The 22,412-nt window shown below is 72.2% G+C and carries 22 protein-coding genes; 18 read left to right on the forward strand and 4 right to left on the reverse strand.

The genetic code is table 11. The features are described 5' to 3' along the window. The first annotated feature begins 13 nt into the window (after positions 1-13). From O7619_RS08860 to O7619_RS08875, 4 genes are all read left to right on the forward strand, one after another. Positions 14-304, forward strand: coding sequence for a hypothetical protein (locus O7619_RS08860; protein WP_282286905.1), 291 nt, complete (start codon positions 14-16; stop codon positions 302-304). Positions 305-375: 71 nt separating this feature from the next. Next, positions 376-1,773, forward strand: coding sequence for a DUF4331 domain-containing protein (locus O7619_RS08865; protein WP_282286906.1), 1,398 nt, complete (start codon positions 376-378; stop codon positions 1,771-1,773). A 12-nt stretch (positions 1,774-1,785) separates the two neighbouring features. Further along, the gene (locus O7619_RS08870; RefSeq protein ID WP_282286907.1) at positions 1,786-2,130 is read left to right on the forward strand and encodes a phospholipase; all 345 of its coding nucleotides are present in this window, start codon (positions 1,786-1,788) and stop codon (positions 2,128-2,130) included. Between the two features lie 458 nt (positions 2,131-2,588). After that, complete coding sequence (locus tag O7619_RS08875; protein WP_013284161.1) at positions 2,589-2,849, forward strand: WhiB family transcriptional regulator; 261 nt, start codon at positions 2,589-2,591, stop codon at positions 2,847-2,849. Positions 2,850-2,903: 54 nt separating this feature from the next. Here the strand turns inward: O7619_RS08875 and O7619_RS08880 are convergent, their stop codons facing one another. Continuing rightward, positions 2,904-3,353 (reverse strand): metallopeptidase family protein, encoded by a 450-nt coding sequence (locus O7619_RS08880; RefSeq protein WP_018787548.1) that lies wholly within the window; start codon positions 3,351-3,353, stop codon positions 2,904-2,906. Between the two features lie 154 nt (positions 3,354-3,507). Between O7619_RS08880 and O7619_RS08885 the strand changes: the two genes are divergently transcribed. From O7619_RS08885 to O7619_RS08900, 4 genes are read left to right on the forward strand one after another with little or no spacing between them, the layout of a single operon-like run. Continuing rightward, positions 3,508-3,876 (forward strand): DUF3499 domain-containing protein, encoded by a 369-nt coding sequence (locus O7619_RS08885; RefSeq protein ID WP_281584856.1) that lies wholly within the window; start codon positions 3,508-3,510, stop codon positions 3,874-3,876. Positions 3,877-3,932: 56 nt separating this feature from the next. Next, positions 3,933-5,189 (forward strand): GNAT family N-acetyltransferase, encoded by a 1,257-nt coding sequence (locus O7619_RS08890; RefSeq protein WP_282286908.1) that lies wholly within the window; start codon positions 3,933-3,935, stop codon positions 5,187-5,189. Beyond that, entirely contained in the window at positions 5,167-5,409 is a 243-nt protein-coding gene (locus O7619_RS08895; protein ID WP_282286909.1) for a zf-HC2 domain-containing protein, read from the forward strand. Before O7619_RS08890 ends, O7619_RS08895 begins: the two co-directional genes overlap by 23 nt. Further along, positions 5,406-6,071 carry a hypothetical protein gene (locus O7619_RS08900; RefSeq protein ID WP_282286911.1) on the forward strand — a complete coding sequence of 222 codons (666 nt, stop codon included), beginning with the start codon at positions 5,406-5,408 and terminating at the stop codon, positions 6,069-6,071. The genes O7619_RS08895 and O7619_RS08900 overlap by 4 nt, the downstream gene beginning before the upstream one ends. Here the strand turns inward: O7619_RS08900 and O7619_RS08905 are convergent, their stop codons facing one another. Then, complete coding sequence (locus O7619_RS08905; protein WP_282286912.1) at positions 6,072-8,897, reverse strand: hypothetical protein; 2,826 nt, start codon at positions 8,895-8,897, stop codon at positions 6,072-6,074. 136 nt (positions 8,898-9,033) lie between these two features. Next, positions 9,034-9,450, reverse strand: a complete 417-nt coding sequence (locus O7619_RS08910) for a hypothetical protein (protein WP_282286914.1) — start codon at positions 9,448-9,450, stop codon at positions 9,034-9,036. Positions 9,451-9,646: 196 nt separating this feature from the next. Here O7619_RS08910 and O7619_RS08915 point away from each other — a divergent pair, with 196 nt between their 5' ends. Continuing rightward, entirely contained in the window at positions 9,647-10,306 is a 660-nt protein-coding gene (locus O7619_RS08915) for a hypothetical protein (protein WP_282286916.1), read from the forward strand. 39 nt (positions 10,307-10,345) lie between these two features. Here O7619_RS08915 and O7619_RS08920 read toward each other — a convergent pair whose 3' ends face one another. Further along, a complete protein-coding gene (locus O7619_RS08920) occupies positions 10,346-11,578 on the reverse strand; it encodes an SUKH-3 domain-containing protein (protein ID WP_282286918.1) in 1,233 nt (410 codons plus the stop codon). 81 nt (positions 11,579-11,659) lie between these two features. Here O7619_RS08920 and O7619_RS08925 point away from each other — a divergent pair, with 81 nt between their 5' ends. The 9 genes from O7619_RS08925 to manA all read left to right on the forward strand — a co-directional run bounded on the left by O7619_RS08925 (position 11,660) and on the right by manA (position 22,256). Beyond that, entirely contained in the window at positions 11,660-12,073 is a 414-nt protein-coding gene (locus O7619_RS08925; RefSeq protein ID WP_282286919.1) for a YbaB/EbfC family nucleoid-associated protein, read from the forward strand. Positions 12,074-12,076: 3 nt separating this feature from the next. Beyond that, positions 12,077-12,433 (forward strand): hypothetical protein, encoded by a 357-nt coding sequence (locus tag O7619_RS08930; protein ID WP_282286920.1) that lies wholly within the window; start codon positions 12,077-12,079, stop codon positions 12,431-12,433. A 19-nt stretch (positions 12,434-12,452) separates the two neighbouring features. Next, positions 12,453-16,703 carry a toxin glutamine deamidase domain-containing protein gene (locus tag O7619_RS08935; RefSeq protein WP_282288741.1) on the forward strand — a complete coding sequence of 1,417 codons (4,251 nt, stop codon included), beginning with the start codon at positions 12,453-12,455 and terminating at the stop codon, positions 16,701-16,703. Then, positions 16,703-17,170, forward strand: a complete 468-nt coding sequence (locus tag O7619_RS08940) for a hypothetical protein (protein WP_282286921.1) — start codon at positions 16,703-16,705, stop codon at positions 17,168-17,170. Before O7619_RS08935 ends, O7619_RS08940 begins: the two co-directional genes overlap by 1 nt. Positions 17,171-17,493: 323 nt before the next feature. Next, positions 17,494-18,441, forward strand: a complete 948-nt coding sequence (locus O7619_RS08945) for a hypothetical protein (protein ID WP_282286922.1) — start codon at positions 17,494-17,496, stop codon at positions 18,439-18,441. A gap of 182 nt (positions 18,442-18,623) precedes the next feature. Beyond that, positions 18,624-18,830, forward strand: coding sequence for a Trm112 family protein (locus tag O7619_RS08950; RefSeq protein ID WP_281584844.1), 207 nt, complete (start codon positions 18,624-18,626; stop codon positions 18,828-18,830). Beyond that, on the forward strand, positions 18,827-20,023 hold the full coding sequence (locus tag O7619_RS08955; protein ID WP_282286923.1) for an SIS domain-containing protein: 1,197 nt from the start codon (positions 18,827-18,829) through the stop codon (positions 20,021-20,023). Before O7619_RS08950 ends, O7619_RS08955 begins: the two co-directional genes overlap by 4 nt. Before the next feature lie 28 nt (positions 20,024-20,051). Continuing rightward, complete coding sequence (locus O7619_RS08960; RefSeq protein ID WP_282286925.1) at positions 20,052-21,092, forward strand: cation diffusion facilitator family transporter; 1,041 nt, start codon at positions 20,052-20,054, stop codon at positions 21,090-21,092. A 3-nt stretch (positions 21,093-21,095) separates the two neighbouring features. Further along, complete coding sequence (gene manA, locus O7619_RS08965) at positions 21,096-22,256, forward strand: mannose-6-phosphate isomerase, class I (RefSeq protein ID WP_282286927.1); 1,161 nt, start codon at positions 21,096-21,098, stop codon at positions 22,254-22,256. Positions 22,257-22,412 lie beyond the last annotated feature (156 nt).

The raw sequence follows: 22,412 nt of genomic DNA on the forward strand, positions 1-22,412 counted from the left end.
GGAAAGGTTGCCGATGAGCACTGACGAGACCACCGACGCCCCGAAGCGGCGGACCTGGCCGCGGTTGACGCGCCGGCAGACGCTGACCGCTGCCGCGAGCGCCACGCTCGGCGCGGCTGCCCTCACCGTGCCGGGCCTGTCCGCCGCGCAGAACTCCCCGTCGGCGAGCCGGCGGGACGAGCCGATCGTGGTCCATCTCCGGGACGCCGCCACCGGCACGATGGACGTCTTCGTCGGCACGACCCGGGTCCAGGTACGCGACCGCGGCCTGGCCGACCGTCTGGTTCGCGCCGCCCGTCGCTGATCCCGCTCCCTCCCGGCGCGGGCTCCCGGCGCCGGTCCGACTCACGTCCCCCGACGAAGGTGTGGTCCGCCATGTCCTCTCACCGCGAAGCGCCGGAAATCGCCAAGGATCCGGTCGCCGACAGCTCCGACCTGTACGCGTTCGTCAGCCCGAGCCGACCGGACACGGTCACGTTGATCGCCAACTACGTGCCGGTGCAGCTTCCGTCCGGCGGTCCCAACTTCTTCGAGTTCGGCGACGACGTGCGGTACGAGATCCACGTCGACAACGACGGCGACGGCTACCCGGACGTCACCTACCGGTTCGAGTTCACCACCGAGATCACGAATCAGAACAGCTTTCTCTACAACACCGGCCCGATCGATTCGCTCGACAGCAAGAACTGGAACCGGCGGCAGTTCTACAAGCTGACCCGGGTGGCGGACGGCCGCGAGCACGTGCTGGCGAACAAGCTGCCCTGCCCGCCGTGCAACGTCGGCCCGCTGTCCATCCCGAACTACCAGAACCTGGTGCGGCAGGCCACGTTCAAGCTGTCCACCGGGGAGAAGGTCTTCGCCGGCCAGCGGGCCGACGGCTTCTTCGTCGACCTGGGCGCGGTGTTCGACCTGGGCACGCTGCGGCCGTTCCAGCAGTTGCACGTCGCCGGCAAGAAGCTGTTCAAGACCGAGGGCGAGCCGGTCAACGCGCTGGACCGGTTGAACGTGCACAGCATCGCCGTCCAGGTGCCGTTGAGCAAGGTCCGCCGCAGGGCCAGCCGGTACGGCTACGCCGACCGCGCGTCCACCATCGGCGTCTGGACCAGCGCGTCCCGCCAGCAGGTCCGGGTGCTCGGGGACCGGGTGTCGGCGGACACCGCCACCGGCCCCTTCGTCCAGGTGTCACGCCTCGGCAACCCGTTGTTCAACGAGGTCATCGTGCCGATGTCCAAGAAGGATCTGTGGAACACGCTGCCGCCGTCGGACGACAAGCGGTTCGCCGGGTTCGTCGAGCGGCCGGAGCTGGCCGCGTTGCTGCCGGCGCTCTACCCGGGCGTGTTCGGAAACCTGGACGCGCTGAACAAGGCGAAGAAGCCGCGCGCCGATCTGGTGGCGATCCTGCTGACCGGCTTACCGGCCGGGCTGATCAACGGCTTCGCCAACACCACCGGTGACACGCAGGCCGACATGCTGCGGTTGAACACGGCGATCCGGCCCAGCGCCAAGCCGGACCGGTTCGGGGTGCTCGGCGGCGACCTGGCCGGCTTCCCGAACGGCCGGCGGATCGGTGACGACGTGGTGACCATCGCGCTGCGGGCGATCGCCGGGCTCACCGTGCCGCTCGTCGACAAGACGTTCAAGCCGGACGCGGCGGCGGCGGCCGTCACGCCGGGCCTGGACGCCACCGACGTGACCGCGCCGTTCCTCGCCGACTTCCCGTTCCTCGGCACGCCGTACGACGGGTTCAACAACCCGCCGGCGAAGAAGTCCTGACGGGAGCGCGGGATGCACAGGCACCAGCACCACGACCTCGGGCCGTCGTTCAGCGGCACCGTCATGCTGGACCTCGGTGGCGACTCCGGCGCGCTGATCGTCCACACCGGGCGGGACCTGCACCGGCGCGAAATCGAGATCAGCCGTGCGGACCGGGAGGGCCCGCGTACCCACTCCGCGGTGCGGGAACGACATGTCCAGGACGGCGTGTTCCACAGTGCGGTCTACCCGGACCTGGAGGCGGGCGTTTATACCGTCTGGTGGGACGAGGACACGCCGGCCGGCACGATCTCCGTCACCGGCGGGTCGATCGCCGAGTTCGTTTGGCCGACCAGCTCACCGACCAGAAACGACTGATCGGCCGCTCCGCCCACCCTGCGCGCCCCGTCCACATGTTGGACGGGGCGCGGTCGGCGTTGACGGCTCGACGAGCGGTACCCGGCCGGGGCGCGTTACCCTTTGCCCCACCGTTGGTGATCTTGGGGCGACGGCCGGCGGGGGCGCCGGTCGGTCCGCCGGTGGTGCGCCACGGCAGAAAACTTGGGGCAACTCGCCGGGAGGGGCGTTACTCGTCCGGGGTCTGAATCGATAGGGCAGGTTGCGAGGCTACGGGCGACCGCGGCGGTCGTCCCCCTCGTGTCGGGAGGGCGACTCCATTATCAAGTTTGGCTTGACGGCGCACGCATTACACGCGTGTAATTTGAATGGGGTTGTTCGCACGGAACGCATCAAATAGGGCCCGTACGGACACGCACGCCTTTCGCGTGGGGGGTTGCAGCGGCGAATGACGCCGGTGCGCGACAAGGAGGCAATTGATGGACGGCCAGCTCGAGGTGGCCGACCTGCTCGGGAACGCGCCGGAGTGGCAGGAGCGGGCGCTCTGCTCGCAGACCGACCCGGAGGCGTTCTTTCCCGAGAAGGGCGGTTCGACCCGCGAGGCGAAGCGCATCTGCTCGCGGTGTGAAGTCAAGACGGAATGTCTGGAGTACGCGCTCGGCCACGACGAGCGGTTCGGGATCTGGGGCGGCCTCTCCGAACGGGAGCGGCGCAAGCTCAAGCGGCGCGTGGCCGCCTGACCCGCGCACGGGCCGGGGCGGTGGGGGCCGCCCGGCCCGTGGGGTCGACCTGGATCAGGCCAACTCGTCGGGGTCGACCCCGAGCAGGTTCGCCACCTGCTCGATGATCACGTCGTGCACGAGATCCGCCAGGTCCTCCCGGTCCATCGCGCGGAACTCCAGTGGCCGCCGGTAGAGCACGATGCGCGGCGGCACCTCCTGCCGGCCGGGCCGACCCGGCAGGAGCCGGGCGAGCGGCACCTCGCCGTCCTCCAGCACGTCCGAGTCGTAGACGTTCAAATCCGGCGGAACGTCCTCGACGGCGAACTCCACCCCGGCCAACTCCTTGGCGAACCGGCGTTCGAGCGTCTCCACCGTGTCGAGCACCAGGTCGTCGAAGACCTCGGCCTTGGTCCGGGCCAGCGGCACCGTGGCCGGCACCAGCCGCCCGCGCAGCCCCCGACCGTGCCGGTCGCGATGGGTGCGCCGGCCGGAGCCGGGGCGGCGGTTCTGCGGGCTCGTCATGACCGACAGGGTAGCCCGGTGACCGGGCCCGTTCGCCGTCGCGCGGCTGCCCGGCGCGCCGGTGCGCCGAGGAGGCAGATTGTGATCACCATGACGGGCGTGTCGTAACGCGAAGCGGTGCGCCGAACCCGGTAATGGGGATACCCTGCCGCACGTGAGGTCACCACGGCGCTGCTCCCGTAACGGCTGCCCCCGGCAAGCGGTCGCCACATTGACCTATGTCTACAACGAGTCGACGGCGGTGGTGGGCCCGCTCGCGGCGTTCGCCGAGCCGCACACGTACGACCTGTGTGAGCAGCACGCCCGCAGCCTGACCGCGCCGCGCGGCTGGGACGTGGTGCGGCACGAGGGCGAGTTCGAGCCGCCGCCGCCCACCACGGACGACCTCGTCGCGCTGGCCGAGGCGGTCCGGGAGGCCGCCCGCCCGGCCCCACCCCGCCCGCCCGAGGACGACAAGTCCAAGCCCCCGACTCCCCAGCAGGGTCGCCGGGGCCATCTCCGGGTGATCCCACCCAACCACTGACACCCGAGACTCCAGGCCACTTGCGGCGTGGGTCATCCGGGGCTGAGGATGTGGACATGATCCCGCCGACCGTCGACGCGGCCCTCGGGCGGATCCATCTACGTGACCTGTCGACGGATCCCGACCCCGCGCTGCTACGGCGGGCCTACCGGGAGGTTCTCGAGCCGAGCTTCCCGCCTGACCAGTTGGTGAGCTTCGATTCCATCGCCACGTGCGAGGCGACGTGGGCCGCCGTCGCCCTGCACGACGGCTCTCCCGTCGGTGTCATCGTGACCGACACCTTCGAGCGGGTGCTGCTGCTGAGCTACCTGGCGGTCCGTCCCGGGCTGCGGGGCAGCGGGGTCGGTGCGGTCCTGCTCGACCACGTGTTGCCGGCCTGGCGGCGCCGCGCCGCAGCCGAGGTGGTGCTCGCCGAGGTCGAGGATCCCCGGGCGCACGTCGCCGGTGACTTCGGCGACCCCGCCGCCCGGCTGCGCTTCTACCAGCGCGCCGGCTTCGGCCTGCTGCCCGTCCCCTTCGTCCAACCACGGGTAGGCGACGACGCGCCCCGGGAACGCGGCATGTTCCTCGCCGCCCGCCCCGGCGACGCGGCGGTCCCGCAGGACCTGGTCCGGTCGTTCGTCGTCGACTACTACGAGGACGCCGAAGGGCCGGACGTCCACGACGATCCCGAGTTCGTCGCCGTGCTGGCGGCCGTCGAGCGGCAGCCGGCCGCGCTCACCCCGCTGCCACCCGACGGGTACGCGGAGATACCGACCCTCGACGTGGCGACCGAACTGCTCCACCGGGACTACCCGGCGACCGCCGCCGCGCTCGACCTGTTGGCCACCGACGACCGTGCCGGGGCCGTGCTCGACGCCGTCTGGGCGCGCGTGCTGGCCCGGCTCGCCGCCGGCGAACGGCTGCCCCGACCACGGGTCGCCGTGCTGACCCCGCTGCTCGACGCGCTGTCGGACGACGGGCTGCTCTTCGTCTCGGCGGATCCGGCCGACGAGGGCGTGCTCCAGTGGTGGTTCGCCGGCGAGGACGACCCGTGGGCCGGGTGGTGGCGCACCGACCCGCCGGAGTGGACCGACGACATGCCGCTGGAGCACCTGGTCGCGCAGGCCGTCCGGCGGCTGCCCCCGCTGCCACGGGTCGCCCTCGTCCTCGCCGACGTGCTCGGCGTCGCGCCCGCCGAGGCGGCCCCCCTCGTCGGGCGCGACGAACAGGAATACCAGGAACTGGTCGGCGCCGCCCGCGCCGAGGTGATCGCGCTCATCGACAGGCGAGCCGACGGGGAGGAGAAGGATGGACGCCTTCCTGCGCTGTGACCGGGTGGTGACACTGACTGCCCGGCTGGCCGACGGCACCGTGGCCGAGGACACGCGGGAACTGCTCGAGATGCATCTGCTGAGCTGCCCGGCCTGCCTTCAACACGTCCGCAAGGCACAACTCGTCCGGAGCAGCCTCGCCGCGCTGCCCGGCCGGCACGCCCCGGAGCACCTGGCCGCCCTGACGCCGGAGCCCGCCGCGGAAGGCACCCCGTCGTGACGTACTACAAGTTTCTCGGCGCGGGCCGGGTCGGGCCCTTCTCCGGCCACGTCTGGCCCACCGACTGGCTGGAGGCGCCCGAGGTCTCACCGTGCCACCGCGGGCTGCACGCCTGCCGGGTCACGGACCTGCCCTACTGGCTGCACGACGAGCTGTGGTCGATCGAGTTCGACGGGCCGGTCACCGTGGTGGGCCGCAAGGTCGTCGGGCGACGTGCCCGGCTGTCGGCTCGCGTGCCCGGATGGAACCTCGACACGTCGGCCGCGTTCGCCCGGGCGTGCGTGGGACGGACGGCCGGGCACGCCGCCGCCGAGTGCGGCGACCTCGACGAGGGTCACCTGGCCGAGGCCGCCGAACGGCTGCTGGCGTCACCGGCCGGGGAGTCGCCCGCCGGCCCCGGTCCGCTCACCGGCCTGCGGGAGTTGGCGCTGCGCCGGCAGGAGGCGGCGGCGCGGGCCGACCGACCGTCGGCGGCGCTCGTATGCGGCTACCTGGCCGACGCGGTCGAGATGGTCACCATCTACCCGGCCTCCGCGCTCGGCTACGTCGCGGCCCGGGCCGCGCGGTCCCGCCGCCCCGAACCGGGCGGTGACCGCCACGACGAGGAGCGACGCTGGCAGGCCGACTGGCTGGCGGACCGCCTCCGGCTGCCGAGCGACTGATCAGCCCCGCAGCGCGTCGGCGAGCCGGTCGATGGCGTCGAGTTCGACCTCGGCGTCCAGGTCAAGTCGTTCCACCACGTCACCCCAGTAGTCGGTGAAGGGCCCCCGGCGCTGATACAGCTCATTCGGCCGGGGCCCACGCGGAAAGAGCGTGGCGGCCAGCGCCGGACCGTCCGCGTCGAGGCGCGCGACGTCCGGCGCCTCGCCCGCGGTCGGCTCGACCAGCGCCGCCAGAATGTCCGGGAAGGAGCTGTGCCCCGCCCACCCGGGCACCCGGCCCGCCGCCCGGGTCGTCATCTCCGCGTAGAACTGGCTGGTGTACTCGTCCGGAGCGCTGACCACGGGCTCGAGTGAGTTGGCCATGCGATGGAACACGAAGGCCCGCTTGACCGCCTGCCCGTACTCCCGCGCGGCGGCGACCGGATCGGCGTCGTGCAACAGGTCCGCAAGCAGCCGGTGCACGTATGCCAGCAGCTCCGAGTCGACCTCACCCGCCTCCGCCACCCGGCGGATCATCCCGCTCGACCGGCGGCACCGGTCCGCGGCCGAGGCGTGGTCACCCGCCGCGTACGCGACCTCCGCCCACTCGAAGTAGAGCCAGGCGAACATCCAGTCGTCGTCGAGGTCGGCGAACTCCGACTCCAACTGCCGGTAGGCCCGCTCGGCGTCGGCGAACCGGTTGTCGTACCAGAACGTGTGCGCGGTGAACAACCGCAGGTAGAGCCACGCCCGACGGAAGACCCCCTCGGCTTCCGGCGAGCGGCCCGGAGCCTGCCAGCCGTGGCGGACCCCGCAGAGCTCCCCCACCGTACGCAGGGCGTGCCGGGCCTCCGTCCAGTGCTCACCCGCCGGCTTGTCCGGACCGGTCGGGTAGTTCGCGTGGAAGCGGCGGATCTCGTCGAGCAGATCCCGGTCCACGTCGTCCTGCGCCGCCCGCTGCCAACTCTCCAGCAGTTGGTGGCAGAAGGCGAAGTCGACGTACAGGCCCCACCACCAGAACGCCTCCAGGAACAGCACCACGAACTGCGCCCGGGTCAGGTCCCGATCGCCGGACAACTGGGCGGAGTGGTACATCCATTCGGTCTCGTGCATCTGCCACACGGCGTCCTCGTACTTGAACCAGGACCCGTACGCCGTCTCCGTCTTCGACTCGATCTCGGTGATCTGGCGGTAGTAGTAGCCGGCTGCCCGGCTGTGGATGCGCGCCCACCGGTCCGGCGTGAACCGCCGGACCGCCTCGGACATCGCCGGCCGGATGAAGTCGTGCAGGCGGAACCGACCGGCGACCGACAGCGGATCGAGAAGACCGAGCCGCTCGATCTGTCGTACAGCGTTGCTCACCTGGTCCGGACCGGCCGGGGGATCCTCGCTGCCGAGCAGGTCGACGAGCATCGGCACGTCGAAGCTGTTCAACAGCGACGCCACCTCGGCCACCCGCCACACGCTCGGGTTCCGGTCGGGTTGGATCACCTCGCGGACCAGCCGGTCGAGCTGCGGGTCACCGCCGTCGGAGAGGTCGATCAGCATCTCCCGCAGACGGCCCGGGACCAGCGCCTCGTCGAGATGGGCGCTGATGAACTGTCGGACGAGCCGGAGCCCGTACGGATGACCGCCGGTGAACTTGGTGACCGCCTGCGCGAGACAGATCTCGGCCCGATCGCCGAAGTGGTACGTCAGGTAGGAGTGCGCCTCGGCCACCGTGAACCGCGGAAGCTCCTCGATGAGGTCCGGATCCAGGACCCGGCGGCCGTGCTCGGCATACTCGCGCGGCACCAGCGACAGCACCACGGCGGTGTCCGGCAGGCGTCGGGCGAGCCGCACGAACCACTGGCCCACCGCGTCGTCGATGAGCGTCTCGAATCCGTCGAGGATGAGGATCGCCCGCCGGCCGGCCAGGAAGGCGCGCCAGTCGGCGAGGAAGGCGTCGTCGATGCGTCGCTGGGCCCGACTCAGCCGTTCGATGGCGCTTTCCGCCGGACCCTTCACGTTGACGTCGACCTGGGCGTTGGAGATGGCGCCCCAGGACTTCGCGACGAACGTGTTGTTCATCGTCACGTTCGACGCACGCGGCACCCCCTCCTTCGCGACGACGAAGGTGCCGAACTGTCCGACCACGTCCTGCACCAGGTCGCCGAGGAACTGCGCCGACTTGTCCAGGAGCAGGGCGGCGACGGCCGGCGTGACCGCGGACCCGTACTGGCCGCTGTAGGCCTCGCTGAGCCCGTACAACTCCGGCGACTCCTGCGGTCGCATCGGCATCAGCACCGCGTCCGGGAACTCCCGGCGGACGGCGTCGCGCAGCATGGACAGGAACGAGGTCTTGCCCATGCCGTGCCCACCGACCACCGCGAAGGTTCCCCGGCCGGAATCGCGGATGCCATCGAGCACCGCACGCAACTGGTCACCGCGGTCGATCAGACCGTCGACCACCCGGACGGTGGGTTCGGTTTCGGGGGCTACGGTGTCGCCCCGCGCCGGGGCCGGCTCGGGAAGCGACGGCGACGTGACAGGCGTTCCGGTCGCCCGGATGTCCTCGATCACACCGCCACTCGTGGCGTGGAAGTTGCTGTCGCCCTCACCGGAGACGGCCACCCGGCGGATCCGACCACCGAGGCTCGCCGTGAAGCGGTGCCCCAACCGGCGGGGGAGCTGGCCGCCGGTGCCGGCGGAGAGGGACGCGACGGCCGCCACGAAGCTGCCGACACCGGCCAGCCAACTGGTCACCTCCACACCACGCAGACCCCAGACGATCGCGACGATCGCGAGACCGAGAGCCGAGGCGGCGGCGGCGAGGGTACGCAGCTTTCGAGATCTCGAAGAGGGCATGCCGACACTGTGGGACAGGGCAACCAGGAAACTCGATCCTTTACTCGGCCTTTTTCCGTCGGGGAAACGGTCATTTGCTGGTCGAAGGCATTGTCCTGTCAGCTATCCGATACACCGCCGGCCGCCTGCCACCGGATCACGCCCGGTGGTGGGAGCAATTCGCGACGAGGCGCAGCGGTTCGGTGGTCTCGGTGAGCGAGTTGGGCTCGACGACCAGGCGCGCGGTGACGGTGGCCGGCCCGCCCCGGAAGGCGCCCTGGTCGGCGGGAATGGTCGAGGTCCAGGTGCCGGCCGTGCGCTCGTCGGTGCAGGCGCCGATCACGCCGAAGCCGAAGCCGGTGATCGAGGCACGCCGCACCCGCTGGCCGAGGTGGACCTCGATGTACGCCAGGCCGCGCTCGTCGCCGCAGTCGAACCGTCCGCCGACCGTGGCGGTGTGCGCGCGTACGTCGGCGGTGCCGAGCCAGTTGACCGAGATCGTGGGTTCCGAGGCGGCGACGGCGGCTCCCGGCGCGAGCCCGACGGCGGCGGCGGTGACGAGCGCTACGAACATGCGGGGACTCCTGTCGAGAGGTGGGATTCCGGTCCGGTGCGGGTGCCTCAGCATCCCATCGGCGTCCCGGACACGAGCTGCAAGATCTCGGACAGATCACACTCGTCACTCTCCGTGTGGATCGCTCCGGTGGAATGAACGGTCCGGCCCTCCCATCCGTACCAGGCGTCGAACGACACCGACGACGGGAGAGAACGTGAGGGTGCAGCGCAAGCACGTGCTGGCGGCGACCATGGCGGTGGCCGCCAGCGTGGTCGTCTCGGTGGGCACGGGAATGGGTTTCGCGCAGACCGCGCCGGCCGGGCGGGCGGTCTGCGCCGGTTCGGTCACCTTTTCGGCCGAGGGCGGCCCGCCCGCGGCGACAAGTGACCGGTTCCCGGTGGGCACCCGACTGCGGGTGACGAACCTGGACAACGACAAGGCGACAACCGTGACGGTGACCGGGCCGTCGGGCAGTTGCGTGCTGCTCAACGCCGCCGCCATGGACCTGGTACGCGAGCCGGGCAAGAACGTCATCCGCCGCAACGTGGTGGAACGCCTCGACGGCACCGCTCCGGTCCCCGGCGACGTGCAGCCGGTCGAGACCCGGCCGGGCAACGCCCAGCCGGTCGGCGGCAGCGCCTGCACCGGGGCGATCACCTTCTCCGCCGAGAGCGGGGCCCCGGCCGCCACCAGCGGTCAGTTCCCGGTGGGTACCCGGCTGCGGGTGACCAATCTGGACAACAACCGGGTGGTGACCGTGACGATCACCGGGCCGTCGGGCAGTTGCGTCCTGCTCAACGCGGCGGCCATGGACGCGATCCGCGAGCCGGGCAAGAACCTGGTCCGCCACAACCTGGTGCAGTTGCTGCGCTGAGATCCGCGACGGTCGGGGTGAGCCGCTGAGATCCGCGGCTCACCAGGTGCCGTCGTCGCGCACCCGGGCGGGGGCGCGGCCGAGCAGCAGCGTGGTGAGGGCGGCGTCGATGTCGGCGCCGAGGAACCACTCGCCGGCCTGGTCGAGCGCGAAGACCCGGCCCTGCTCGTCGACGGCGAGGATGCTCTCCTGACGCTCGCTGCCCAGTGGGAAGAGGCGGGTGCCCAGGACCGCGCCGAAGTCGGCAAGGGTGTCGGCGGTATGCGCGACCTTTCGCGGTCGTACCTCGAAACGCGAGATCCACACCGCCTCACCTGGACCTTGCCGGGCGCTCACCAGCCCGGGAAAGGCGGTGAGCGTCGCCAGGGCGGCCGGGAAAGAAGCATGGTCGTGCTGCGTGCCGCTGACTTCGGTGACCTTCCGGACGGAGGTGGCGGCCGACACCTCATCCCCGAAGTGCGGTCGCCAGCCGGCTATCACGAGCGCGTCCGCGACCTCGGGGGGGAACCGGTCGCGATCGGGGGGTGTCTGGGGATCCGGACGCCACTCCTCGACGTAGGCCAGCTCCGGCCAGGGCAGCACGTCGAAGTGCACGAGGAACCTGATGCACGACTCGCAGCGCAGGTCGGACGGCCCGCCGGCCGGATCGCCCGGTTCGCGGACGCGGAAGCACTCGATTCGACCCGTGGCCAACAGGCGGCGGGCATCCTCGTCGGAGAGCGGCGGAAGCCCCTCGGCGGCGCGACGGTGGTCGTGTTCGTGCAGCGCGTCGGAGACGACGATCATCTCGGCGTGCCGCTCACCGCCCCGGACCAGGTGGCCGGCGGGCAGATCGTCCAGGTAGGACCGGACGAGCGGGTGGTGCCGCAACTCGACGTCGCCCTTGGCGCCCTGCGCGACGTGCAGCCGGCCGTCCAGGGTGAGGTGTGCCGCGGTGCCGGGGGTGGGCAGCCGGGTCAGCTCGCGGAGCAGTTGCCCGGCCGGATCGACGGTGCGGGGGGCGCGGGGCTCGGGCGGCCGGCGCTGGCGGTACATCTGCTCGACCGCGTCCGCCGGCACCCGGGGCCAGGTGGACACCTCGCCGGTCTCCTTGTCGATGACCGTGGTCGGCAGGTCGCCGGGAAGGGCGCGGGCCTCGGTGGACACCGTGGACACGATCACGTAGCCCAGGTCGAACTCCTCGATCACCGCGGTGCAGGGAAAGCCGAGGCGGTCGGAGTCCCGCCGCGCCCACGCCGAGGCGATCTGCTCGGCCTGCTGTCGCTCGATCACCACCTGAAATTACCGGACCCCACGGAGTTCGTGGCACCCGGTATGGTCGGCCCTACCCACGGTGACGGGAGGGGTGCGGCGGTGGCTGAGAGTGTGGACCGGGATGCGAACCGTGCACTTCGGGCGCGGTTCGACGAGGTGTACGGGCAATACCGGCGACTCCGGTCCGGTCTGGACGAACTCCAGCGTGAGCTGACCGAGCTGCGGGTGACCGAACGCTCCGCCGACGGTCAGGTCACCGCGGTGGTCGGGGCGCGAGGTGAGCTGATCAGCGTCGAGGTGAGCCCCGGCGTGTTCCACGACCGGGACGCCCGGGCGCTGAGTCGGAAGATCACCGAAACCGTGCTGCGTGCGTCCGCCGCCGCGGCCGACGCCACCCGTGAGCTGGTCGCCGGCTATCTGCCGCCCGGCTCGCCGTCGGTCGACTTCCTGCGTACCCATGACTTCGGTGCGCTGCTGGGCCGGGCCGACGCCGTTGCCTCGCGCGGCGAGTGACAGGTGGCCGGGGAGGAGATCTGGCTGGACGCGGACCGGGCCCGGCGCGGTGGCGCCGACCTGGCGGCGACCGGGAAGGCGGTGACCGCGGCCCGGCGTGAGACCGGAGATCCGATCGCCGCGGCGGGCGCGCAGCGCCCGTGGGGGCGCGACGACATCGGCGCCGCGTTCGACAAGCAATACCAGGGGTACGCCGAGACGCTGCTGCGGGCGTGGGAACTGCTCGGCCGGTCGCTCGACGGGATCGGCTCCGACGTGCTCCGGTCGGTCACCGCGACCGTGGAGACGGACCTGAGCACCGCCCGCGATCTCGGGAATCTCCCGCACCAACGGCACACCCCGCATCGGCCCTGGCGCTGACCGGAGGACCCGCGTGAGCATGCTGCCCAGCCCGATCCCACATCCACTCGACTACTGCCCCTGGGACGTGCCCGGCTGGATCTACGAGGCGCTCGACTGGGTGGTCGGCGTGGAGTGGCCGGAGGGCAACGAGCGCGCCGTCTGGGACCTGGCCGACCGGTGGTACGGCGTGGCCGGCGTCCTGGCCGGGCCACGCGACGACGCCACCACGGCGGCCGGCGAGGTGAAGAGCGGGTACGGCGGGGTCGGGCTGGTGGCCCACGCATTCGACACGGCCTGGGACAAGGTGGCCGGGGGCGAGGACGCCCCGCTGCACGTGCTCGTGGCCGCCACCGACGAGTTGGGGCGGCTGGTCGACTCCTGCGGTTGCGATATCGAGGGCGCGAAGCTGGAAGCCTGGATCGAGCTGGGCATCCTGGTCGTGGAGTTGCTGTCCCTCGCGGTGGTCACGGCGCTCACACTTGGCGCGGCGTCGCCGGCGGCCGGTGCCGCGGTCGCCGCCACCCGGGTCGCGGTGCAGCAGATCTTCAAACGGCTCGTCGCCCAACTGGCCCGCAAGGCGATCAGGGAAGGGTTGAAGGAGGCGGGCGAACGGGCTGCGAAAGAGGTCGTCAGGAGCGGTGCCCGGGGGCTCGCCCGCAGGGCGGCGCTCGGTGGTCTGGTGGAGGCCGGGCAGGAGGCGGGCACCAGCCTGGCGACCCAGGCATACCAGAACTCCACCGGTCGCCGGGACGGCCTGGACCTGACCGACGTGGGCGCGTCGGGCCTGGGCGGCTTCGCCGGTGGCGCCGCCGCGCCCCTCGCCGGCCTGGGGCGGCACGCGAGCGGGCGATTCGCGCAGATCGGGGAACGTTTCGGGCGGGAGATGGCAGGCGAGAGCCTCGCCGAGACCGCGGCCGGCCTCGCCACCGGCCAGGGCCCGTCGGTGGAGGATCTGGCCCGCGCCGCCGCCTCCGGGGTGAGCGGATCCGCCACCGGGCAGGCCGACACGGCGCTGCACCACCGGCTCGACGGGAAGCTGGGCGGCCTCACCGCTCCGCCGCTCGGCTTGGACGTGCCGCCCGGCATCGAGGCGGCCGGGCTCGCCCCGGCACAGTTGTCCACCGCGTCGCCCCCCGTCCACCCCGGCGATCCGACCGTCGGTCACCCCCTGGCCGCCGATTCGCCGCCGGTGGCCCTGCCGACCTCCGATGCCGCGACGCACCAGCCCGCCCCGGTCGACCCGGCGCGACCGGCCCCGGAGGCGACCACCTCATCGCCGCCTGCTGCGGGGGACGCATTGGCGAGCGCCGCGACGGCCAGTCCGGCGCACCTATCCACCATCGCCGACCCGACCCTGTCCTCGGTAGCCACCGACGTGCCCGCCGCCGGCGCAGCCCTGGCCGGTCCGGCCGACACCGGTGCTCCCCACCAGCCGGCGTCGGTGCAGGCGGCAACGGCTCCGACCTCGTTCAGCACATCGGCTGCCGAGGCGCCGCATTCCGCGGCGCCCCCGTCTCCGGACCGCGCTTCACCGGTGACTGGTCCCGCGCAACCAGGGCCGGTGACCGCCCCGTCGGTCCACGCGCCAGTTCCGCCGGTGCCGGCGGTGTCCCCTCCTGGTGTAGGGAACGTGCCGAATCCTCGCTTCCCGCTTCTGGAGACGTTGGCTCCACGGCACTCGACACCAGCGCTGCCGGGCGTCTCCCACCCGCTCGGCCCGACGCCCCCGAGTCCTCATGGTGATCAGGAGAGGGCAGCGCGCCTGGCGGCCGACCGGGAAGCCTTCGATCGGCGTCGCTATCGGGGTTATCTGCGATCTCAACGGGACTGGTTCGAGGACCGTCGGCGTCAGACGAGGGCGGACTGGCTCCACGAACGCGCCGCCTATCACGAGGAACGGGCCAGTGACTGGGCGGCACAGGCTACGGAACTCCGCCGAGAGGGACGCACCCTGGCAGCCGAGCGTTGGCACCGAGAGGCGCATGAGGCCGGCATCGAGGCGTCCGAGTTGCGCGAGGAGGCACGGCACGTCCTCGCCGGGAAGCAGGCGCCCGAGCGGGTGATGGTCGAGGACGATCTCGACTTCTACCGGATCAACGACGACGTGGCAGACCTGGCCCTCGGCGCGGTGGAGACGGCCGACCACTCCGCGCTCACCGGCCACGGGCATCCACCGCCGGTCGACCGGTCCCGCCCCTACGGGCGGCGTGGTGGCCTTCGGCCGCCGCTCGCCCTGCACCAGACCGACCTCGAACGGCAGATGCCCCGCAACCCGGACGGCACCGTGGCCCGGACCGCCGATCCCCGGCGCGGTGGGTGGTTCCGACTGGCGAACGACGGCGGGCCGGCCGCCGACGCCACCCGGGGCATCAACTGCCTCGACTGCACGCTGTCGCTCTACGACACCTGGATGCACGGCCGGCCGCGGGTCGCCGCGCCGCGTACCTTCGACGGGTATCTGGCGGGCGACGTCCACCGGCCGGTCGGCGGCGAGTTGGACGGTCCGCTGCGGATCGAGGAGACGACCGGCGGGCGCTTCCAGGACCTGTGCGGGCCCGATCGCTCCGGCCGGGACCCGCGGATGCTTGTCGATCGCGGCTACCGGGACCTGCACGCGCAACTGGCGGCCGGCGGTCACGGCAGCTATGCCTTCCTCATCACCAGCTTCGAGGGCGGCGGCTCGCACGCCTGGGTGGCGCTCAACCAGAACGGCACGGTTCTCTACCTCGACCCACAGACGGGGGTGGTGGCGGGCCAACCGCTCTACCGCCACCGCGGGGTGCCGCTCGACACCAACGTGGTGGGCATCGACGCGCTGGTCCTCGGACCGGACGGCCGCCCGATGCCGCTCGCCGGTCGACCGCCCGGCACCTACAACGTGCTGCCCGAGCCGCGCCACCGCACGGCACCACCACGTCCGCCGGACCCGCCTTTACTCGACGGTGGGCCGGCACCGGACTTCAACCACGTCCACCTGCTCGGCGAATCGACCACCTTCCACCGCCCGGCCGGCCCCTCGCTGTCCGGCAGCGCTCCCCCGGGGAGCGTGCCCCCGGGAAGGGTGTCGCCGGGCAGCGTGCCGCCGGGCGAGCCGGAGCCGGATCGGGTCCGCCGGTCGCACCGGCAGGCACACGCGGACCGGATCGCCGCCGGGCTTTATGTCCGGGACGCGCTGGCGACGAGCGGCAGCCTGGACGACGCCTTCGCCGGCGGGGTGACGCCTGTCGAGTTGGCGCAGCACGCCGACGGGCCGACGCTGCGACGGCTCGTGCCGGGTTTGGACGAGACCGCCGCCGGTGAGCTGACCGGCCTGCTCGCCGACCCGCGCGTTCAGCGGATGCTGGACCAGAGCTGGGAGGCGCCGCCACGGCGGGAAGAACTGCTCGCCGAGACGCTGGTGCGGCAGCTCGCGGAGCGGCCCGACCTGGTACGGATGATCCGGGCGACCCCGGAACTCGCCAACTCGCTGACCGCCCGACCGGTGACCCTGCACCACCTGGCCAGCCACCAGCAGGCCATCGACGTGCTGCAGGACGTGTTGCAGGAGATCCGGACCAATGGTGCCGAGGCCGTCGCCTCGGCACCCGTATCCTCCGTCGAGGCCACTCCGCTCAGCCTGGCACAGATCGAGGTGAGTCGGAGATTCGACGGTGCGCGTCCAGTACCGGTCCAGCCGGGCTTCGACCGGGACCACCTTGCCGAGCCGACCTATGTGAAGTCCTACCTGGATCAGCTGTATCGAGATGCGGTGGCAGCGCAACGCGAGCTCGACTTACTCGGTAGTGAGCTGGCGGGCCTGTCGACGGACGGGGCCGAGTACAAGCCACGGCCTGGGCCGAAGGATCGCGTTCGAGCTGAGGACAAGATCGCCCGAAACGGCGGCAGGGCCGACCGCCTCCGAGATCTGGCCGCCGGCAGGGTGTCGTACGAGACAGTGGATGATCTCTACGCGGGGCTGGCGAGTCTGTGCGCCAACCCTCGTGTCGAGGTGGCGCGATTCGAGGATCGGTTCCGTGTCCCTCAGGACAGTGGATATCGAGACATCCAGTTCCTGCTGCGGACCTCTACCGGGCACATTGGCGAGTTCCGGCTGCAGTTGGCCGCGCTGGACCGCGTGGCGGAGTGGGAGCACTCCCTGTTCGAGGTCTGGCGTGACCTGGAGGCGGTGTCCCGGAGCGAGGGCCGTAATCTGACTGTCGCGGAATCAGCGATCCGAAAGGGCATCATCCGGCGCCAGCGTGAGCACTTCTGGGCCGCACTTCAATCGACCCTGAGCGGTGGACAGTAATGAAGGATGCGGCGGACGGGCTCAGCCTCGCCGGCTACTACGACTACAACGACACCCCGGTGAAGATCACTCCGACAGCGGAGGGCGGTCTGACCGCCTGGCGGTTGGATCTCCAAACGGGCGGCTGGCAGGTTGCTGACGACATCATCGACGAGATTGTTTTCGCCATGGGTGGAGAGGTCTTCGTCCGGTCGGTTGGGCAATTCGTGCAGCGTGTTGAGGAAGAGCGCGGATTGAGTCTGAGGGGCGAGGGGCCGGTGTTCGCGCTCTACGAGACCGTGCGGGCCATCGAGGAGCAGGCCGTCGCCGAGCGGCGTGCGTTCACCCCGGAGGAGGCGGCGCTCGTGACCGGCATTCGGCGGCGCACCTTCGTGATGTTCGAGGAGCAACTCCAGCGGGCGGGCGACCCGGGGGCCGACCCCAGCATCGCGACCGCCGTCCCCGGCAGCGACACCGAACCCTCGTAACACTCTCAACTGCTCAAGCCCCGCAACCTGTCCCACCAGCAGGGATGCGCCTCCCACCTAACAAGAAACGCGAAGATCTTGGTAGGAAAGTGCCCCTATGAGGGCCGTTTCGTACCAAGATCTCGAAGCGCCAGCGCCAGCGCCAGCGCCAGCGCCAGCGCCAGCGCGAGACGGCGTGGAACCGGGGGTGAGTCGGTGACCTGGGCTGACGTCCGCCGGGTGTCGCGGCACACATGTCGAGCGCTCGATGGGCGGGTGCCCGGGAGGCCCGGTAGTAACCTGACCGGCGGATCTTCGTCCGGGACGGGAACGGTGAGGTGGAGATGTCGGTCAGGCGGCACACGGCGCGTTGGGCCATGGTCGGCGTGACGCTGGGCGCACTGGTGGCCGCCCCGGCGTCCCCGGCGATGGCCGAGGGCGACCGGGTCGGGCTGCGCTCCGCCGGCAAGTTCACCGCCGGCGGTTCGGCGGGCGCGGTGACGATCGGGGTGCGCAGGCGCACCGAGGGTTGCGTGCAGGTGCGTACCGCGCTCGGGTTGAGGTTGGACGGCCTGCGGGCGGACCAGGTGCGGGTGGAGGTGGCGACCGGCGGACGCTGGGTGGCGGTGCCGGTCGCCGGCGGTGGTGGCGCCGTATCCACCGCCCAGGTGGCGCCGGTCGACCGTCCGCTGTGCAAGGGGCGGACCGCCAACGTGCGCTACCGGGTGACGTTCCTGGCCGGGGCTGTCGGCGGGCGGCTGGAACTTGCCGGTGAGGCGAGCGCCGCGAACGGTCAGGTGCTCGGCCGGGCCGGCGGTTCGGCCCGGGTGGTGGGTGCGAAGCGTCCGCCGACCCCGAGCCCGACCCCTTCCCGCAAGCCCACACCGACGCCCACGCCCAGCGCCGCCGCGTCCACGCCGGCCGAGACGGCCGGTACGTCGGCGGTGGTCGCCGCCGTCGGTCCGGCTGCCGACGCCGCTGCCGACGACTCGTCCTTCGGAGGCTCCCTCATCATGTGGTTCGGTATCGCGCTCGTCGTCGTCGGCGCCGCTCTGATCGTCCTGCTGGTGCGCCGCAGCCGGGCGGACCGGACGGACGACGGCCCGGCCGCCGACGAGTCTCCGGTCCCGCTGCCGCGCGGCAGCACCACCTACCGCTCCGGGACGCCCGGGCCGGCCCCGACCGGGTACGGCGGCGGGACCCCGCCCCGTCCGGCCGGCAACGTGTACGGGGCGCCTCCGCCCCCGCCGGCCGGGGATGCCACGAGCATCCTGCCCCGGCTGCCGGACTGAGCCGGAACCCGGCCGGGTACCGGGGTTACGGTGACCGTGGGTGATGCCGGCGTGACCCGGCCGCCGGGCCGGTCGGCGGGTGCCGAACACATTCCGGTGCCGGGGCCGGTTCGCCGTTAAGATCGCGTGCGCCGGACGGCACCGCCGACCGGTGAGACCGCATACGTGGAAGGAGCCGCGCCGTGGCCCTGGACCCGCAGTTGCTCGAGATCCTCGCCTGCCCGGACACACACCACGCCCCGCTCGACTACGACCCGCAGGCGCAGACGTTGACCTGCACCGAGTGCGGTCGCGTCTTCGAGGTACGGGACGACGTCCCGGTGCTGCTCCTGGACGAGGCGCGTGGTGGCCCCGGCGCCGACGACGCGCGTGGCGGGTCGTCGCGGTGATGGACGGTACGGCCGGGGTCAGTGGACACCGGCACGCGGACGAGGCGTTGCTGGACAATCCGGCGCTGCTGGCCGAGCGCGACCCGGGCGGGATGCTGCGGTTCACCGCCTCCGCCGGCGCGCAGGTGCGCGAGTCGGCGGCGCTGGCCGCCGAGGCGAACCTGGGCGTGCTCGGTGACGACGGTCGGCCGCGGGCGGTGGTCATCGCCGGCATCGGCACCGCCGGGCGTACCGGGGACGTGCTGGCCACGGTCGCCGGGCCGCGCTGCCCGGTGCCGGTGATCCCGCACCGCAGCGCCGGCGTGCCGGGTTGGGTGGGCGCGGCGGACGTGGTCATCGCGGTGAGCGCCTCCGGCCGCAGTCCCGAGGCGCTGGGCGCGGCCGAGGCGGCGCACCGGCGTGGGGCCCGCCTGGTCGCGGTCGGCGCGCCGGACTCGCAACTCCAGTCGGTGGCCGAGCGGGCCCGGGCGCCGTTCGTCCCGGTGCCCCGGCGTGCCCCGGCCCGGGCCAGCCTCTGGGCGCTGACCGTGCCCGTCCTGCTCGCCGCCCGGGCGCTCGGGCTGGTGAAGGTCAACGAGGCGGATCTGGCGGAGACCGCGGCCCGGTTGGACGCCGACGCCGACAGGTGCCGGTCGACCGCCGAGTCTTTCGTCAACCCGGCGAAGTCCCTCGCGCTGGGCCTGGCCGGTTCGGTTCCGATCGTCTGGGGGTCGTCCCCGTTGGCCACCGTCGCGGCCCGCCGGTTCGGTGACACGCTGTCGGCGAATGCCCGCTACCCGGTGGTCAGCGGCGCGCTCGGTGAGGCCGGTCGGGGCCGGGTGGGCCTGCTCGACGGCGTCTTCGGCGGGTTGGCGGAGGGCGAGCGGGACATCTTCGCCGATCCGGACGACTCCGACGCCGACGGGATCCGGCTGCGGCTGGTGCTGTTGCGCGACGGCGGGCTCAACGCCGACGACGACACCGACGAGCCGCTGGCGGTGGAGGAGCGCCGCGCGGACGCGGTGCAGACCCTCGCCGAGCGGCGCGGGGTGCGCTGCGACGTGGTGACCGCCGAGGGCGGCTCCGCGCTGGAGCGGCTCGCGTCACTGGTGGCGGTCCCCGACTTCGCCTCGGTCTACCTCGCCCTGGCACACGGCCTGGACCCGATGGCGGTTCCGGCCATCACGGAAATGAAGGAGCTGGCAAACCAGTGACCACGTGCGGCATCGAGCGAGGCGGAGAATGAGCGCCAACGGGGGCACAAAGGCGATCGTCGCCGCCCTGGCGGCGAATCTCGGCATCGCCGTCACCAAGTTCGTCGCGTTCCTGCTGACCGGCTCGTCGTCGATGCTGGCCGAGTCGATCCACTCGGTGGCCGACTCCGGCAACCAGGGCCTGCTGCTGATCGGTGGTCGGCGGGCCAAGCGGGAGGCCACCCCGCAGCACCCGTTCGGGTACGGGCGGGAGCGCTACATCTACGCGTTCATCGTGGCGATCGTGCTGTTCAGCCTCGGCGGCCTGTTCGCGCTCTACGAGGCCTACCACAAGGCGTCCGATCCGCACCCGATCGAGAGCTGGCAGTGGGTGCCGGTGGCGGTGCTGCTCGCCGCGATCGTGATGGAGGGTTTCTCCTTCCGCACCGCGATCAAGGAGTCCAACCACATCCGGGGCAACCAGACCTGGGTCCGGTTCATCCGCCGGGCCAAGGCCCCGGAGCTGCCGGTGGTGCTGTTGGAGGACTTCGGCGCCCTGATCGGTCTGGTCTTCGCGCTCTTCGGTGTCGGTATGACGCTCGCGACCGGCAACGGCATGTGGGATGCCGCCGGGACCGCGATGATCGGTGTGCTGCTGGTGATCATCGCGATCACGCTGGCGATCGAGACGAAGAGCCTGCTGCTCGGTGAGGGCGCCGAGCGGAGCGAGCTGGCCAAGATCGAGCGGGCGGTCACCGGCGGCCCGGAGGTCGAGCGGATCATCCACATGAAGACGCTCTATCTCGGCCCGGAGGAGCTGATGGTGGCCGCGAAGATCGGGGTGCCGCCCTGCGAGAGCGCCGAGGAGTTGGCCCGGGGCATCAACGCGGTCGAGGCACGGATCCGCCGCGAGGTGCCGATCGCCCGGGTGATCTATCTGGAGCCGGACATCTACAGCGTGGCGGCGGAGCGGGCGGGCACCGGGCAGGCGGCCGACACCGCGGTGCCGGAGGGGGCGGTCGACGACGCCGGCGCGACCACGCCGCAGGCCGGGGCGGTCGACGAGGTGGCCGGACGGTCCGGTAGCTGACCGATGGAGTTGTTGCAGGGCCGGATCCGGGACTACGCCTGGGGATCGCGTACCGCGATCGCCGAGTTGCAGGGCCGGCCGGCGCCGAGCGACGGGCCGGAGGCCGAGCTGTGGCTGGGTGCCCACCCGGGCGCCCCGGCCACGGTCGATCGGGACGGTCGACCGGTGAGCCTCACCGATCTGCTGGTGGCCGAGCCGGAGCACTGGTTGGGCGAGCGCCTGGTGGGTCGGTTCGGCATCCGGTTGCCGTTCCTGCTGAAGGTGCTGGCCGCGGACGCGCCACTGAGTCTCCAGGCGCATCCGGACGCCGAGCAGGCCCGCACCGGGCACGCGGCCGACGCCGGGCAGGTCAACTACGTCGACCCCTATCACAAGCCGGAACTGCTGGTGGCGCTCTCGGAGTTCGACGCGCTCTGCGGTTTCCGCGACCCGGCCGACTCGGCGGAGGCGATCGCCGCGTTCGGCGTACCCGCGTTGGAGCCGGTGGTGGCGGCGTTGCGCGCCGGGCCGGCGGGGCTGCGGGAGGCCGTGCGTGCGCTGCTGAGCTGGCCGGCGGCGGAGCGCGCGGGGCTGGTGGCGGCCGTGCTGGCGGGGGCGGTCGCCGGCCCGGCGTCGCCGGACGCCGCGCTGGTGCGCACGCTGGCGGCCGGCTATCCGGCCGATCCGGGCGTGGTGGTGGCGCTGCTGCTGCACCGCGTCCGGCTGTCGCCCGGCGAGGGCATCTGGATGCCGGCCGGAAACCTGCACGCCTACCTGCGCGGCACCGGTGTGGAGATCATGGCGGCCAGCGACAACGTGCTGCGCGGCGGGCTGACCCCGAAGCGCGTCGACGTGGACGAGCTGCTGCGGGTGCTGCGGTTCGAGGTGCTGGCCGACCCGGTGGTCCGGCCGGAGCCGGTGGCGCCCGGGGTGCTGGCCTGGCCGGTGCCGGTGGAGGATTTCGCGCTGCACCACGTCACGGTGAGCGCCGCTGCGACGGGGACGCGGCTGACGCTGCCCGGCCCGCGGGTGGTGCTCTGCCGGGCCGGCCGGTTGACCGTGGCCGACGGGGTCGGCGAGGTGACCCTGGACGCGGGGCAGTCGGCGGTCGGTACGGCGGCGGGTGCCGCGCTCACGCTCACCGGGGACGGCGAGGCGTTCGTGGCCACCTGCGGCCTGCGCTGATCCGCTGATTTCGCGGAAACAGCCCGACCCGGCGAACACCCGCTGTTACCTTATGAGTGCGCAGCGTTGTCGCGACGAAGGTCCGGGAACGCGCGGGGAACCAAACCGGGGGGATGCACGGGGCGGCCGAGCCGTGGGCGGAAAGTCCGTTCACGA

It is taken from the genome of Micromonospora sp. WMMD998, assembly GCF_029581235.1.
Classification (GTDB): domain Bacteria; phylum Actinomycetota; class Actinomycetes; order Mycobacteriales; family Micromonosporaceae; genus Micromonospora.

Bases quoted from the DNA above. Each gene is read 5' to 3' on its own strand.
- O7619_RS08940 (WP_282286921.1), top strand. From the start codon at position 16,703: ATGAAGGATGCGGCGGACGGGCTCAGCCTCGCCGGCTACTACGACTAC.
- O7619_RS08880 (WP_018787548.1), bottom strand. From the start codon at position 3,353: ATGACGAGCCCGCAGAACCGCCGCCCCGGCTCCGGCCGGCGCACCCAT.
- O7619_RS08895 (WP_282286909.1), top strand. From the start codon at position 5,167: ATGGACGCCTTCCTGCGCTGTGACCGGGTGGTGACACTGACTGCCCGG.
- O7619_RS08860 (WP_282286905.1), top strand. From the start codon at position 14: ATGAGCACTGACGAGACCACCGACGCCCCGAAGCGGCGGACCTGGCCG.
- O7619_RS08935 (WP_282288741.1), top strand. From the start codon at position 12,453: ATGCTGCCCAGCCCGATCCCACATCCACTCGACTACTGCCCCTGGGAC.
- manA (WP_282286927.1), top strand. From the start codon at position 21,096: ATGGAGTTGTTGCAGGGCCGGATCCGGGACTACGCCTGGGGATCGCGT.
- O7619_RS08875 (WP_013284161.1), top strand. From the start codon at position 2,589: ATGGACGGCCAGCTCGAGGTGGCCGACCTGCTCGGGAACGCGCCGGAG.
- O7619_RS08960 (WP_282286925.1), top strand. From the start codon at position 20,052: ATGAGCGCCAACGGGGGCACAAAGGCGATCGTCGCCGCCCTGGCGGCG.
- O7619_RS08890 (WP_282286908.1), top strand. From the start codon at position 3,933: ATGATCCCGCCGACCGTCGACGCGGCCCTCGGGCGGATCCATCTACGT.
- O7619_RS08905 (WP_282286912.1), bottom strand. From the start codon at position 8,897: ATGCCCTCTTCGAGATCTCGAAAGCTGCGTACCCTCGCCGCCGCCGCC.
- O7619_RS08910 (WP_282286914.1), bottom strand. From the start codon at position 9,450: ATGTTCGTAGCGCTCGTCACCGCCGCCGCCGTCGGGCTCGCGCCGGGA.
- O7619_RS08870 (WP_282286907.1), top strand. From the start codon at position 1,786: ATGCACAGGCACCAGCACCACGACCTCGGGCCGTCGTTCAGCGGCACC.
- O7619_RS08945 (WP_282286922.1), top strand. From the start codon at position 17,494: ATGTCGGTCAGGCGGCACACGGCGCGTTGGGCCATGGTCGGCGTGACG.
- O7619_RS08865 (WP_282286906.1), top strand. From the start codon at position 376: ATGTCCTCTCACCGCGAAGCGCCGGAAATCGCCAAGGATCCGGTCGCC.